The following is a 13,750-nucleotide window of genomic DNA, read 5'->3' on the forward strand; positions in this document are numbered from 1 at the left end:
GGATATTTATTTCCTTTCACTTATTATTTTGTTTCTTAAGGAGCTTTAACATGAATTTTAATTCAGAAAATGGGAGACGACGTTTTAATATTATCTTGTTTTGGCAGGTTTTGATCCTGGTTGCCTTAATCTTGACCTTCCTCGGTAAACAATTTCTGGCTTTTAATTCAAAAGCTGAAGATACTTTATCGATTACCAAACTTTCTCAAGTAAGCACCGATTTAAATCAACCTCTGGCTGGTAAGGATGCTTTCTCTTTAGCTTTGGCAGAAAACTCAAAAGTTACTGCCAGTTCTAATGCAGTTAAGCTTAACCGTAATACCTATCAGTTTAATGCAGTTAACAATGAAATCTCAGGTGAAGTTACTTATTCTAACGCCGGGATTACTGCAAGCGGTAAGCTGATTGATGCAGTATTAACCGTAACTGCCCAAAATGCATCAAAAGTAACGGTGGCGCCAATCGGCAGCATTACCCTCACTGGAAGGAACGCTAAAGCTCAGATGAAGCTGCAGTTCTTGCTGCATGGGACAAAGACCCCGATAGCAATAGATGGTCATTTTACAATTGACCAGTTAAAGCCAAATGAAGAAATAGGACTGAAGCTTAATCAGCTTAAGCAGATCTACAGTCGGGGAGATTCTTTAGTTCAGACTAATTCTGATCAAAGTTATACTAATTTCAAGGTTAATACTGTTAGTGAACATAATCGCTTTACGGCAGTCTATGAGAATCAGGCAGAACTTGACTACACCTTACAGAATATCGGAGCAGAAGCAGGACAGCTTAATTTAAGCAGCAGTTCAGTAGTTGAGATTGAGATGCCTCAGGCGAGGATGACGGGGATTGATGAAACTGTTGATCCAGCAGAGAGTTCAGAAGAAACGAAGACTGATCAATTTCAAGGAAAACTAACAGAAACCAAAGCAGCACCTAATAAAGTACGTCCTTTATATCTGCTGCAGCAGAATATTCCAAGTAAGTCAGCTGGGTATTTAGGTTGGAATCAGATTGATGATGAACTAGATCCAGTCTGGTCAGTCGAACCGAAAGACATTGTGATTACCAATGAACTGCAGGAAGATGTTACCAACAATTTTCAAGTAATGATTAAGGGTCATCATTTAACAATTGATGCTGCAGCAGAAGCATTAAAGAGTTCAGACTTTTATGGTCATACGTATTCAGTTTTAATTAAAGGTAAGGTAAATCCTCAACAGGGCCTGCAGAGTGATAAAGACGATTTAAAGTTAGGGAAACCCAATACCGCTAAAATCACTTTAAAAACAGCAGACGGGGTTGTGACGCAGAAGACTAATGCAGCGGTCAATCAAGTAAAAGTTGCCTTACCTAAGGTTGAACTGGACCAGAGCTCAATTTATAGCGGGATGAAAACTTTTAGCGGTAAGATCAGTCACCCAGAGACAACGAAGTTTTACTTAAGCTATAAAGATAACGCGGGAAAGCCCCATGATAACGAACCATTAAAGATTACCACCAAACCTAATTTGACAGCTAATGCACTTACAGCCAGAAGTGGAGATACTAAAGAGAAGTGGCAGGCAGCAATGCCTGAGAACCTGAACGCCAAAGCAGCACCGGTGAAGCTGACGGCGAAGAGTGTTGACGGGATGAAGAAAGACTTTTGGCTGCGGGACGGCACTTGGTGGGATTATGATTATAGTAGTCGCACGTTAACAATTCACCCGCATGAGCTGAATTGGGATACGGATAAGGTAACTTATCGTGATGAAAATAATCAGTTAGTAACCGGCTGGCCTTGGGAATCCTATAATGGAAGAAGGGGCTCGTATATAAACAAAGTAGTTCTTGAACCGGGAGTAACCGCAAAAGGATCTTTATACAGATTGTTTAATTTTGCAGATAACTATAGGGGGGTAGAAATAGTTGGTTTGGCACAACTTGATACCAGTCAGGTGACTGATATGAATTCAATGTTTAGTGGTAGATTCAGCAGTCTAGATGTCAGCCACTTTGATACCAGTAATGTTACTGATATGAGCGGAATGTTTTCGGGATGTTATGCTTTGACTAGTTTAGATTTAACCCACTTTGATACCAGTAATGTTACTGATATGAGTCAGATGTTTAAGGGTAGTGGATTAACATCTTTAGATTTAAGCCACTTTGATACGAGTCAAGTGACCGATATGAGCGAAATGTTTTCTGGATGTTTAATTCCAATTCTCAATGTCACGCCGCTTGTGACAAGCAATGTCACGAATATGAGAGGAATGTTTGATCAATGCAGACAAGTGAAGAGTTTAGATGTCACTCATTTTGACACCAGGAAAGTCACAGATATGAGCGGTATGTTTAGTTACTGTAAGGCTCTGACCAGTTTGGATGTGACTCATTTTGATACTAGTCAGGTGATAGATATGGGTTTTATGTTTGCGAACTGCATGTCTTTACCATCACTTGATGTTACTCATTTTGACACCAGCAAAGTGACAACTATGGGTTCGATGTTTTACGGCTGCTCTTCTTTACCAGCACTTGATGTGACTCATTTTGATACGAGTCAAGTTACCGATATGAGTCAGATGTTTTATGGCTGCGCTTTACCGACCATCGATGTTACTCATTTTGACACCAGCAAAGTGACAACTATGGGTTCGATGTTTTATGGCTGCGCTTTACTGACCATCGATGTGACTCATTTTGATACGAGTCAAGTTACCGATATGAGTCAGATGTTTGCAGGGTGCAGTAAATTAACTCAACTTGATCTCAACAACTGGGATACGAGCCAAGTTATTAATATGAGTGCGATGTTTTATAATTGTAATAAATTAGCTTCCATTGATTTTGATCGTTGGAATACGAGCCATGTTACCAATATGACCAGTATGTTTTTGTCATGTCCGATATTAACCTCAATTGATGTTAGCAATTGGGATACGAGTCATGTTACAAAAATGGGCTCAATGTTTCAAGGTTGTGTGGCTCTGCCAACGGTTGATACTAGTAGATGGGATACGAGTCAGGTTACTCAAATGGCTTATATGTTTTATAATTGTAAATTACTTAATAACCTTAATACTAGTAATTGGAATACGGGAAGTGTTCAGACAATGAACAATATGTTTGAAGGCTGTGAAATTTTACCAACTATAGACACTAGTAACTGGAATACATCTAGTGTTACTAACATGTTTCGGATGTTTTATGGTTGTACTGCTTTAAATCATTTAGATGTTAGCAGCTGGGATACAGGTAATGTTACTGACATGAGTTACCTATTTTATGGATGTGGAAATTTACCTGAATTGGCAGTGACAAATTGGAATTTAAGTAAAGTTCAAACCCTTCAGTATTCATTTTATGGCTGTGGTAAATTAGCTACTCTAGATGTAAGTCATTGGGGTGCGAGTCAGGTTACTAATATGAGTTATACATTTTGTAGTTGTATAGCTTTAACTGATTTAAATTTTACTAATTTTGATGTAAGCCACGTTACTGACATGAGTTATGCTTTCTACAATTGTATTGGATTAACCAATTTAAATGTAAGCAATTTTCAGACCAACAGTTTGCAGAATATGAAATGGATTTTTTATGGATGTAGATCTATTCCGAGTTTGGATGTTAGTAATTGGTATACAGGAAGAGTAACTGACATGAATGGAGTATTTTCAGGTTGTAATTCGCTTACTAATCTAGATGTTACTAAATGGATAACTGGGATGGTTAAGGATATGGGATCCATGTTTAGAGGCTGCTCTTCTTTAACGAGTTTAGATGTGACAAAACTAAATACAGCTAATGTAATAAAAATGGATTCGATGTTTTCTTATTGTTCTTCTTTGACTGATTTAGACGTTAGTCATTTAAATACAACTACAACAAAAACTTTTGCATATATGTTTCAAAACTGCAGTTCATTACAAAAACTAGATTTAAGTGCCTGGGATACCAGTAGTCTTGGACAATACTATGATACTTATGGTAGAGGAACTATTGTTAGTATGTTTCAAAATTGTACCTCGCTAACCAGTCTTAATTTGAATAATTTTGATACCTCTAAATTAGGTCCTAGTATCTATCCAGGTTCATTTACTATGGATCATCTGTTTGATAATACCCCCAAGCTTTGGAAATTAACTTTAGGACCGAAGACTAAAATTTATCCAAAAGCAAAGTCAGGATGGCAAACTTTTGACCCGTATTTTGTAAATCCAACGCCGGGAAGTCAGATCGTTGATTTAGCTGATCCAACAGGAGAGTATTATTGTAAAGATGCTAAGTGGCAGGAATTGGGGACATCGACTAATGACCACGAGCCAAATGGGGCGGTGAAAACCGCTGATGATATTATTGCCGATTCGCAATTACCGCATACAGATACGAGAACTTATGTCTGGTATCAAGTGGGTAAACTTGGTTTTACAGCTCCAACCGAGATCGATTTAGGAACTCGAAAGCCACCAGTTAATCATGAAAAATACGAAAGTGAACCGCAAAGTATCGATGTAACTGACAGCAGAAATCTTCGAACGAATAAACAATGGCAGGTGACAGTTGAAGCAACTGATTTGGTGAAATCAGATGATTCAACGAAGAAGATTGATGGAAATCCGCTATATATTAAAGATTCAGCGGGAGAACATCAGATAACATCAACGGCTGCAGAGCTCTATTCAGGTACGAGTACCGGTGTCGGTTATCAAGATGAGTGGAATAAACCTTGGAACTTAGTGTTTAAGTCCTCGCCAATGGCAATTCCAGCAACTGGAACTTATAAGGGGACAGTGACTTTCACCTTAGTTGAAACCACACCTTAAAAAATTTTGAGCAATGAGAAAGATCATTGCTCTTTTTGTATAAAGGATCGTTTAGTAAGTATTATTTCTTATATTCTTCAATGATTTTCGCAATTTCTGCTGGTGATTCTTGACAGTTATTAATTAGCCAGTTTGAAATTACTGCTTCAACTCCTGCGCGAAAAAAGATTTTTTCGTATTTGTTTTGTTGATTAAAATTATCATCAATTTGTTCAGCAAGCCCAACATGAAGCTGCATTTTAAAGAAAATTCGATATTGATCTTGATTTTGCTTAATATTTTCCAATAGTTTTAAAAAATTGGGTTCATGAATATCTTTTTGCAGTTCAATAAATTGTTGAGTCAAGTATTCCCTCAGTTGATCTGCAAGATCGAATATATCAAGGTAATTATCGTAAAAAGTCGAGCGGTTAATCTTTGCTTTTTGGCAGATAGCAGTAACTTTTAGTTCGCTAAATTCATGATCTTTTAAAAGATCAATCACGGCTGATTGAATTTTTTTGCGACCTTCTTTACTTTTCTTTTGTGTTTTCATAAGGTTCTCTTTTAATAGTTCGAAAATTAATAAGGGAAATAATTAACTGAATTAAAGCGATTATCGTGATCGTAACAAATGCAACTCGAACGCCAGCATAATTAACAGGTTTAGGTGCTGAGATCTCAGTCATAATTTCCATTGAAATTGCTGTTCCAAAAGCACCGCTAACAGTTCTTAGAGCGGTTAAAAGCGCAGTTCCGTGAGCCACTTGTTCACTAGGAAGATTCTGCATTCCCCAAGTTACAATTGGCATCATAATACACCCAATTGCTAATAAACGCATCAAATAGAAAACTATTAAAAGTCCAATTGGAGTAAAAGAACTGACAAATGAAACTCCGAGACAGCTGATGAACATTAAGATACTGCCGCCAATCACTAATTTGTTAATTCCAAAACGATCAAAAAAACGACCAGTAAAAGGGTTAATAAGCGCCATCGCGAGAGATCCAGGAAGCATTACTAATGCAGAGATCATCGCTGATTTCTTCATCACACTTTGAATCAAAATTGGATAAACTGTTGATCCTCCCATCATGACAGCGTACAGCAAGATACTAATAATAACCGCTACTCGAAAGTTTTTAGTTTTTAACGTTTTAAGTTCAAGAAATGGAGATTTAAGATTTAACTGTCTTTTTGAAAATATTATAAGACTAATGATCCCGATGATTAGTGGAATGACTGCCTTAGCAAAATTATCAGACGTTAAATTGCTTAATCCGATTAAAATGCCACTTAATCCAACAGTACATAGAATCATTGACCAAAGATCGAATTTGATTTTTTCAGTTGGGGTAACATTTTTAATTGTAAAAAGTGAGAGAATTAGAGTTGAGGCAGCAAGAATTAGACTGATCAAAAAAATACTGCGCCAATTCCATAAATCAATGGCAATACCAGTCAGTGTCGGAGCAATAACTGGGGCCGCCCCGGTTGCTAAGCCAAAAACTCCCATGATTGTGCCTTGCTTTTCTACAGGATACATCGTCATAACAGCAACTTGGGTTAAAGGTAGAATAATTCCACTGCCAAGTGCTTGAAAAATTCTTCCTATTAATAGAATACCGAAGTTTTTAGCAAGCCAGCTGATCAAAGTCCCAACTGTAAAAAATGTCATTGCAGAAATGAAGATCTGACGAGTTGAAAATCGCTTGATTAAAAATGCTGTTGCGGGGATCATGACGGCCATAGTTAAACTAAAAGCACTGGTCAGCCACTGAGCAGTAGCGGCAGTTAGCTGGAGTTCTTTCATAATATTTGGAAGTGCCGTAGTAAGGGCGGTTTGAAGTAAAGAAGTAACAATTGCTCCACAAAGCAGGGTACTAAAAATCAAATTATTCTTTTTTGAATTCATATTTTCCTTCTTTCAAGAATTGATGATTATTAGTATTGCATCGGGTAAAAACTCAAACAACCAACAAATTTAGACAGGGTGTCGGGTAAGGAGAAAAAATGAGTTATGAAATTGGAGAATTTGCGAAGAAAGTTAATTTGACGATTGATACTTTGAGGTATTATGAAAAGGAAGGTCTCATTAAACCGCAAAGAGCTAAAAATGGTCATCGACAATTTCTTGAATCAGATCTTAAATGGGTTGAATTTATTAAACGTTTAAAACTAACCGGCATGCCGATTAAAGATATAAAAAAGTATGCTGAATTAAGACGTAAGGGAAATTCAACTATTGATGAACGAATGCTTCTTTTAGGAAATCAGCAGAAACTTTTACTGGGGCAGCAAACAGAAATCCAAAGTCACTTAGATTTTTTGGCTCAAAAAATCAAAATGTATCAAAACATGAAGAATGATTTAAATAAGTCTTGACCTGGAGTTAACACCAGCTTGTACGCTTAATGCAATAATTAAGAAAGTTGGTTTAAAAATGGAACGATTAACAATTGGAAAAGAAACACTAAAGAAAGTTGACGGCAAGGCAGGAGATGCAGTAATTAAATCCTTGGAAGAAATTGCGCCGGATGTCGGGAAATATATTTTCGAATTTGCTTTTGGAGATATTTATAATCGTTCGGGTTTAAATTTAAAGCAGCGGGAAATGATTACCATTACTGCACTTTTAATTCAAGGGGACACATCGTCACAATTAAATGTTCATATTAATGGAGCTTTGAATGTTGGTTTAACGAAAAATGAAATAGTTGAAACTTTTATTCAATGTATTCCTTATATTGGTTTTCCACGGGTGTTAAACGCAATAAATATCGCGAAAGAAATTTTTAAAAAAAATTAGTTGTTTTTCTATTTGAAATTTTGTTTTAAACTAATGACTAGTGCGTTTTTGATTAGTGAAACGTAACTTCGAATAGGGAGAAAAGAATGTATTTATTATTAGCAGTATTGCCGGCGATTTTTTGGGGAATCAACCCGTTGATTATTAAGAAGATTAACGGTCATACATCAAATGAAATGTTTGGCACTGGTTTGGGAGCTTTAATTACTAGTATTGGAGCTTTTTTAATTGTGGGTAATATTAGCGGGTTAACTCTATTAACTTTTGGACTAAGCTTTATTTCAGGTGCTGCTTGGGCAATTGGTCAGTTAGGCCAATTTATGAGTTTTCGAACCATTGGAATTTCTAAAACAATGCCAATTTCGACTGGTTTACAGTTAACTGGAACGTCAATTATCGGAGTGATTGCCTTTGGGGAATGGACTGGAGTAATAAATAAGGTGATTGGATTTGCAGCAATTATTGTTTTAATCATAGGAGTTTATGTTATTTCTAAAACTGGAAAGCAAACCAAAGATCAAAATATTAAAGACTATTTGCCATTGTTTATAACTAGTATTGGATATTGGGTTTATAGCTGCATTCCAAAGGCAATTAATGTTAATGGGCTTCAGCTGTTTTCAATTCAAATGTTAGGAACATTTACGGTTGCCATTATCTATTCATTGTATAAAAATAATCAAGTGGTGAAACAAAAGCAGAGCTGGTTAAATATTATACCGGGAATTTTATATGGGTTAGCCTCGTTGGCTTATATTTTTGCAGCTCGTAAAGTAGGGGTTAACACAGCTTTTGTCATTGGACAGCTTAATGTTGTTATTTCCACTTTAGGAAGTATTTTTATTTTAAAAGAGCACCAAAAAGGAAAAGATTTAGTGAAAACTATCTCTGGATTAGCATTGATCTTGATTGCAAGCTGTGTGACCGCATTTTTATAAAATTAATTTGTTTAAAAGTAGTAAAATTATTAGTATAGTAGTTATTTATAAAAGGGGACTTAATGAAGAATCGTGAAATAGATGAACAACTCGAAGATCAAGTTTTAGCTGCTTTAAAAAAAGTAATTGATCCTGAATTGGGAGTTGATCTTGTTAGTTTGGGATTAATTTATAATATCAGCTGTCACGAATCACAATGCATAATCGATATGACATTGACTACCGTAGGATGCCCTTTAACTGAATGGCTGAATAAAGATATTAACGAAGCGGTAACTGCTGTTGAGGGAATTGACACTTGTAAAATCAATTTAGTCTGGGAACCAGCATGGAGTATCGATCGAATTAGCCGAAGTGCACGCTACCTTTTAGGAATTTAAGGAGGGATAATGTTAAACATTTTAAAGTCAGAGAAAAGAAGGAAAACTCACTTTTGGGATCACTTAAACGTCTTAAGAGCAAGTATTTTAGGTGCAAATGATGGCATTATCTCAGTGTCCGGAATTGTTTTAGGAGCTGCCGGAGCTAATTTAGACCCTAAAACACTTTTTATTAGCGGTATTTCTGGCATGTTGGCAGGCGCTTGTTCGATGGCTGGTGGAGAGTGGATGTCAGTTAGTACCCAGCATGACTTACAACTTAAAGAAATGGAACGACAGCAGACCGCTGAAGAATGTGAAGACTGTCCGATTAAACTACAGCAAAACGATCTATTAATGCCTTTTCATGCAGCTGCTACATCATTTGTTTCTTTTATTTTAGGTTCCCTTATCCCGCTTGCGGCAATTACCTTATCCCCAAAACCTTATCGGGTGTTGATTACTGCAATTGCCATGGGAATATCATTATTGCTAAACGCGATTGTCAGCACTTGGGGTACAGAAGTTCCAATGTGGAAAACAATTCTACGAAATCTTTTGATCGGATTTTTAACAATTTTTATTACCTATGTTTTGGGAGTAGTTTTGTCGTAGTTCTTTGACTAAACGGTAAACAAATAATGTCGTAATATTGCAATCAATCTTTAAGAGGATTATTAATGGTGAAAACTTCAAACTTTGAAAAATCCGATTGGTCTTGTTTTATTTTTGGTTTTAAAGTTCTATCCTGCTGGTGAATCCGTTAAACTAAATTCATCATTAATTTTTCAAGCATTAATATTTTCACCCATCATTGAAGAAATTATTTGTCGAAAAGTGATTTTAGAAACTTTGAATGATAATGGATATTTGATCTTAGGAATTGCTATTAGCTTAAGCATTTTTGTTATTTTGCATTTTGAGAAAACATTTCTAGGTAATTTTTTTTTTATTCTTGCAGGAATTTTGCTGATATGGGTTCAACTTAAAACTAAAAGTCTGATTAATGCAGTTTTAATTCATTTTCTTATTAACTTAATTAGTATTTTAATCAGTCGTGATATTATAAAGGCAATTAAACTGGGAGATAAACCTTAATGATTGGAAGTATTATTGCATATATTTATGCAGCTCTATTTGCCTTTGCTGCATCGTACACGATGTTTACAACAAAAAAGATGCCAATCTGGCTTTATATTTTAAATATTTTGGCGGCAGTTTTGATTGTTTTAAATTTTATGAGCATAATTTGGTTAATATTAGGTCTGGGTTTAGCGTTATATGTAGGTGTTTTAAACGGGAAAATAACTTTAGGCAAAGTTCATCCCAGTCACTTTCTGGTAAAAATAGTTATCTCAACGATTATAGTTTTAATGGTATACAGGAAAATATAAAAACGAGGCCGTAATTAAGCCTCGTTTTTTAATCGTTATCTTTAAGCCATTGATCAAGCACATTTATAAATTCATCCGGCTGATCGAGAAAAGCTAAATGGCGGCTGTTATTAAATAAGTGCCATTTAGCGTTCGGAATTTGATCATAAATACTTTTAGAGATCAGAGGAGTACAGAAGTCATCTGTACCGCTGGTAATTAAGACAGGAGTTTTAATTTTAGATAATTGATCGGTAATTTCAAAATCACTGATTGTCCCATCTTCGTTAAACATGTCTTCACCTCCCGTAACTAATCCCACTCGTTCGCCGTTAGTGGGCCTTTGAAGAGATTCCGGTAAGTCCTTGCTAACTCCGTCGCCACAGAATTTTCTTAAAAACCGATCACAGGCGGCAAGGTATTTCACATTATCAAAATCTTGAGACTTTTCGGCCTCTTTGATTGCAATTTGATCTTCATACGATAAATACTTCATTAAACGCTGCTGTTCTTGATTCCATAATTTAATTGAAGCGGCAGCGCCGTTTGTCATCAAACTTTTGATGCCCGTTGCGTGAAATTCAGACAAATATGATAGTGAGAGCATCCCGCCCCATGATTGTCCTACAATGTGAACTTGATCGAGCTGAAGATAATCTCTTAAAGCAATCAACTCGTTAATCCAGGTTTCTTTGACATAGATTGTTTCGTCTTCAGGGATCGATGATTTACCGCAGCCGATTTGGTCATACATAATTAATTGACGGCCAGTTTTGCTATAGTCATCAAGCACTTCAAAATAATTGTGAGATGAACCGGGACCGCCATGAATTAGGAGGAGTGGAGCTTTCAGCGAGTTATTTTCTCCGACAATCCGGTAATACGTTTGGTATTTTAAAAATGGCATATAGCCTTCACTTATTTTCATTTTTTTCCTTTTATTGTTGTGAATACAACTTCTGGCCGATTAAAAATTTGATAATTATGATAAATTATAATCTATAAAAACATTAGGAGTTCAAATTGATTAATCAGCGCAATAATTTTATTAACCTTTCAAGAATTAGACAAGAATTTAAGCACGTAATTTCCGAAGATGAGATGAAAAATATCGAGAGCTTAGTTAGAATGTATCAGAGATATCAGGCCGGGGCAAATGAAATTGGGACTAAACTAAGTAATTTAGATGATGATTTTCGTTTAACCTATGATTATGCTCCAATTCATTCAATCGAGGCCCGGATGAAGTCTCCTGAAAGTTTAATGGGTAAAATAAATCGAAAGAAATTGCCAATCAATGTTGAAAGTATTCAAAATAATATTTTTGATGTTGCCGGGATTAGAGTTGTGACCAGCTATATTGATGATGCTTATTCGGTTGCTGATCTATTAAAACAACAGAGTGACATAACGGTAATTAAAGAAAAAGATTATATCAAAAATCCGAAAAATAATGGATATCGTAGTTTGCATGTAATTTTTTCGGTTCCAGTGTTTCAAACTGATGGAGTTTATGATATTCCAGTTGAAGTTCAGTTCAGAACAATTGGTATGGATTTTTGGGCTAGTTTAGAACACGAATTGGTTTATAAGAACAACTTAGACCCAAAGGTAAAGAAACAATATCAAGCAGATCTTGAGGTATATGCTGAAGAGTTAAGCAATATGGATACAAAAATGCGCGAGATTTTCAAAGATCTGTATCCGCAAAATTAGTTAACTGTTGTAACTTCTTCACCACGAATCACTTTCATAATATTATCGACAACAATTTCGGCCATTGCATTGCGTGCTTCAACCGTTGCATTACCGATATGAGGAGTTAATATTACATTTTTCATCTTCTTTAGTTCTGGTTCAACATTGGGTTCGTTTTCATAAACATCAAGAGCAGCTCCGGCAATTTGTTTTTCTTTTAACGCTGACACTAAAGCTTTTTCGTCAATAATTGGTCCTCTGGCAGCGTTGATAATGAAAGAACTTTCTTTCATTTTATTAAAAATATCGGTATTAAATTGATGAAAATTATCTTTATTAGCTGGCGCATGAATTGTAATTAAATCTGCATTCTTAATTAAATCTTCAAAATCACGATATTCAACATTAAGAATACTTTCCTGTTCAGAATTTAAGCGACGTGGCTGCCAGTATTTAACATTCATTGAAAAATTTTGTGCTAAATTTGCAACAGCCTTGCCAATATGTCCTAATCCGACAATTCCAAGAGTTTTACCAGCAAGTTCATGACCAAGAAAGAACAAAGGCTGCCAACCTGAAAATCCATTATTTCGCATTAAAGTATCACCCTCGACAATTCGATGACTTATACTAAGCATTAAGGCAAGAGTTACTTCGGCAACAGAATTTGTGGAAACCAAGGGAGTATTAGTTACTAATATTCCTTTTTTTCTGGCATAAACTGTATCAATGTTATTAAATCCTGCTCCAAAATTAGCAATTAGTTTTAAGTCTTTAGCGTGATCAATTACGTTAGGGGACACCTTGGTAGAAAGAGAAGTAATTAAAAAATCAGTGTTTTCGACAGCTTGAATCAATTCTTTTTCGATAATTAATTTTCCATTTCCATCAAAAGTAGTAACTTCTAAATGATTTTCTTCTAATTTTTCTCTAGCTACTTTTGGGATTGGATCGGTAATATAAACTTTCATTATTATTGGTCCTTTCTTAAAATTTGTTAACCCAATTAACTGAATTAAGTATAGAATACCAGTAATAATAATTTTTGATAGATCAAGTTTTAATTTTGCGGAGGGACATATGGATTATATTGAAGTCGCACATAGTTATAAGCGTTATAAAATGGGTGATACAACGATAGTTGCGAATAATGATGTTACTTTTAACATTAAGCAGGGAGAATTGGCAATTATCTTGGGAGCTTCGGGTGCTGGAAAATCAACTCTGTTGAATATTTTAGGCGGCATGGATACCAACGATGAAGGGGACGTAGTTATTGATGGCAATAATATTGCAAAGTATGATGTACGGCAGTTAACAACTTATCGGCGTAATGACGTCGGATTTGTTTTCCAATTTTATAACTTAGTCGAGAATTTGACCGCAAAAGAGAATGTCGAATTAGCTTCTGAAATTGTTAGCGAAGCACTCGATGCCGAACAGACTTTAAAAGATGTTGGATTAGAAAAAAGAATTAATAATTTTCCGGCTCAGCTTTCTGGTGGAGAACAGCAGCGAGTAGCAATTGCGCGGGCAGTAGCCAAAAATCCGAAAATTTTATTATGTGATGAACCAACAGGAGCGCTTGATTTTGAAACTGGCAAACAAGTTTTACAAATTATTCAAGATATGAGCCGCAAAAAGGGAGCAACAGTAATAATAGTTACTCATAACGCAGCAATTGCACCGATTGGTGATCGGGTAATTCGGATGCGTGATGCAAAAATTGAGAAAATTGAAGAAAATAATAACCCTAAATCGATTCAAGATATAACTTGGTAGAGG

14 protein-coding genes are annotated in these 13,750 nt (G+C 35.7%); 10 read left to right on the forward strand and 4 right to left on the reverse strand.

Features of this window, described 5'->3' with window-relative positions; genetic code table 11:
• Nucleotides 1-50: 50 nt before the first annotated feature.
• Nucleotides 51-4,808 (forward strand): BspA family leucine-rich repeat surface protein, encoded by a 4,758-nt coding sequence (locus tag R8749_RS02725; protein ID WP_317697830.1) that lies wholly within the window; start codon nt 51-53, stop codon nt 4,806-4,808.
• Nucleotides 4,809-4,869: 61 nt separating this feature from the next.
• On the opposite strand, the gene R8749_RS02730 is transcribed toward R8749_RS02725, so the two are convergent.
• A complete protein-coding gene (locus tag R8749_RS02730) occupies nt 4,870-5,343 on the reverse strand; it encodes a TetR-like C-terminal domain-containing protein (RefSeq protein WP_317697832.1) in 474 nt (157 codons plus the stop codon).
• Nucleotides 5,321-6,703, reverse strand: coding sequence for an MDR family MFS transporter (locus R8749_RS02735; RefSeq protein ID WP_317697834.1), 1,383 nt, complete (start codon nt 6,701-6,703; stop codon nt 5,321-5,323). Before R8749_RS02735 ends, R8749_RS02730 begins: the two co-directional genes overlap by 23 nt.
• Nucleotides 6,704-6,801: 98 nt before the next feature.
• Between R8749_RS02735 and R8749_RS02740 the strand changes: the two genes are divergently transcribed.
• From R8749_RS02740 to R8749_RS02770, 7 genes are all read left to right on the forward strand, one after another.
• Nucleotides 6,802-7,173, forward strand: coding sequence for a MerR family transcriptional regulator (locus R8749_RS02740; protein ID WP_317697835.1), 372 nt, complete (start codon nt 6,802-6,804; stop codon nt 7,171-7,173).
• Nucleotides 7,174-7,231: 58 nt separating this feature from the next.
• Nucleotides 7,232-7,597 (forward strand): carboxymuconolactone decarboxylase family protein, encoded by a 366-nt coding sequence (locus R8749_RS02745; RefSeq protein ID WP_317697836.1) that lies wholly within the window; start codon nt 7,232-7,234, stop codon nt 7,595-7,597.
• An 86-nt stretch (nt 7,598-7,683) separates the two neighbouring features.
• Complete coding sequence (locus R8749_RS02750) at nt 7,684-8,535, forward strand: GRP family sugar transporter (protein WP_317697837.1); 852 nt, start codon at nt 7,684-7,686, stop codon at nt 8,533-8,535.
• A 62-nt stretch (nt 8,536-8,597) separates the two neighbouring features.
• Nucleotides 8,598-8,915: a metal-sulfur cluster assembly factor gene (locus R8749_RS02755; protein WP_317697839.1), complete on the forward strand. Its 318-nt coding sequence runs from the start codon at nt 8,598-8,600 to the stop codon at nt 8,913-8,915.
• A 9-nt stretch (nt 8,916-8,924) separates the two neighbouring features.
• Entirely contained in the window at nt 8,925-9,509 is a 585-nt protein-coding gene (locus R8749_RS02760) for a VIT1/CCC1 transporter family protein (protein ID WP_317697842.1), read from the forward strand.
• Nucleotides 9,510-9,593: 84 nt separating this feature from the next.
• Nucleotides 9,594-9,992, forward strand: coding sequence for a CPBP family intramembrane glutamic endopeptidase (locus tag R8749_RS02765; RefSeq protein WP_317697844.1), 399 nt, complete (start codon nt 9,594-9,596; stop codon nt 9,990-9,992).
• Entirely contained in the window at nt 9,992-10,288 is a 297-nt protein-coding gene (locus R8749_RS02770; protein ID WP_317697846.1) for a hypothetical protein, read from the forward strand. The genes R8749_RS02765 and R8749_RS02770 overlap by 1 nt, the downstream gene beginning before the upstream one ends.
• A 28-nt stretch (nt 10,289-10,316) precedes the next feature.
• Here R8749_RS02770 and pepI read toward each other — a convergent pair whose 3' ends face one another.
• The gene (pepI, locus tag R8749_RS02775; RefSeq protein WP_317697848.1) at nt 10,317-11,195 is read right to left on the reverse strand and encodes a proline iminopeptidase; all 879 of its coding nucleotides are present in this window, start codon (nt 11,193-11,195) and stop codon (nt 10,317-10,319) included.
• Between the two features lie 95 nt (nt 11,196-11,290).
• Between pepI and R8749_RS02780 the strand changes: the two genes are divergently transcribed.
• Entirely contained in the window at nt 11,291-11,983 is a 693-nt protein-coding gene (locus tag R8749_RS02780) for a GTP pyrophosphokinase (RefSeq protein WP_317697850.1), read from the forward strand.
• Here R8749_RS02780 and R8749_RS02785 read toward each other — a convergent pair.
• Nucleotides 11,980-12,939, reverse strand: a complete 960-nt coding sequence (locus tag R8749_RS02785) for an NAD(P)-dependent oxidoreductase (RefSeq protein WP_317698495.1) — start codon at nt 12,937-12,939, stop codon at nt 11,980-11,982. The genes R8749_RS02780 and R8749_RS02785 overlap by 4 nt on opposite strands.
• Before the next feature lie 106 nt (nt 12,940-13,045).
• On the opposite strand from R8749_RS02785, the gene R8749_RS02790 reads away from it, so the two are divergent.
• Nucleotides 13,046-13,747, forward strand: coding sequence for an ABC transporter ATP-binding protein (locus tag R8749_RS02790; RefSeq protein WP_317697853.1), 702 nt, complete (start codon nt 13,046-13,048; stop codon nt 13,745-13,747).
• Nucleotides 13,748-13,750 lie beyond the last annotated feature (3 nt).

The organism is Xylocopilactobacillus apis (genome assembly GCF_033095965.1).
Lineage (GTDB): Bacteria > Bacillota > Bacilli > Lactobacillales > Lactobacillaceae > Xylocopilactobacillus > Xylocopilactobacillus apis.

What these genes read in the sequence shown, in the direction of transcription:
- R8749_RS02725 (WP_317697830.1), top strand. Translation starts at nt 51, where the DNA reads ATGAATTTTAATTCAGAAAATGGGAGACGACGTTTTAATATTATCTTG.
- R8749_RS02730 (WP_317697832.1), bottom strand. Translation starts at nt 5,343, where the DNA reads ATGAAAACACAAAAGAAAAGTAAAGAAGGTCGCAAAAAAATTCAATCA.
- R8749_RS02735 (WP_317697834.1), bottom strand. Translation starts at nt 6,703, where the DNA reads ATGAATTCAAAAAAGAATAATTTGATTTTTAGTACCCTGCTTTGTGGA.
- R8749_RS02740 (WP_317697835.1), top strand. Translation starts at nt 6,802, where the DNA reads ATGAGTTATGAAATTGGAGAATTTGCGAAGAAAGTTAATTTGACGATT.
- R8749_RS02745 (WP_317697836.1), top strand. Translation starts at nt 7,232, where the DNA reads ATGGAACGATTAACAATTGGAAAAGAAACACTAAAGAAAGTTGACGGC.
- R8749_RS02750 (WP_317697837.1), top strand. Translation starts at nt 7,684, where the DNA reads ATGTATTTATTATTAGCAGTATTGCCGGCGATTTTTTGGGGAATCAAC.
- R8749_RS02755 (WP_317697839.1), top strand. Translation starts at nt 8,598, where the DNA reads ATGAAGAATCGTGAAATAGATGAACAACTCGAAGATCAAGTTTTAGCT.
- R8749_RS02760 (WP_317697842.1), top strand. Translation starts at nt 8,925, where the DNA reads ATGTTAAACATTTTAAAGTCAGAGAAAAGAAGGAAAACTCACTTTTGG.
- R8749_RS02770 (WP_317697846.1), top strand. Translation starts at nt 9,992, where the DNA reads ATGATTGGAAGTATTATTGCATATATTTATGCAGCTCTATTTGCCTTT.
- pepI (WP_317697848.1), bottom strand. Translation starts at nt 11,195, where the DNA reads ATGAAAATAAGTGAAGGCTATATGCCATTTTTAAAATACCAAACGTAT.
- R8749_RS02790 (WP_317697853.1), top strand. Translation starts at nt 13,046, where the DNA reads ATGGATTATATTGAAGTCGCACATAGTTATAAGCGTTATAAAATGGGT.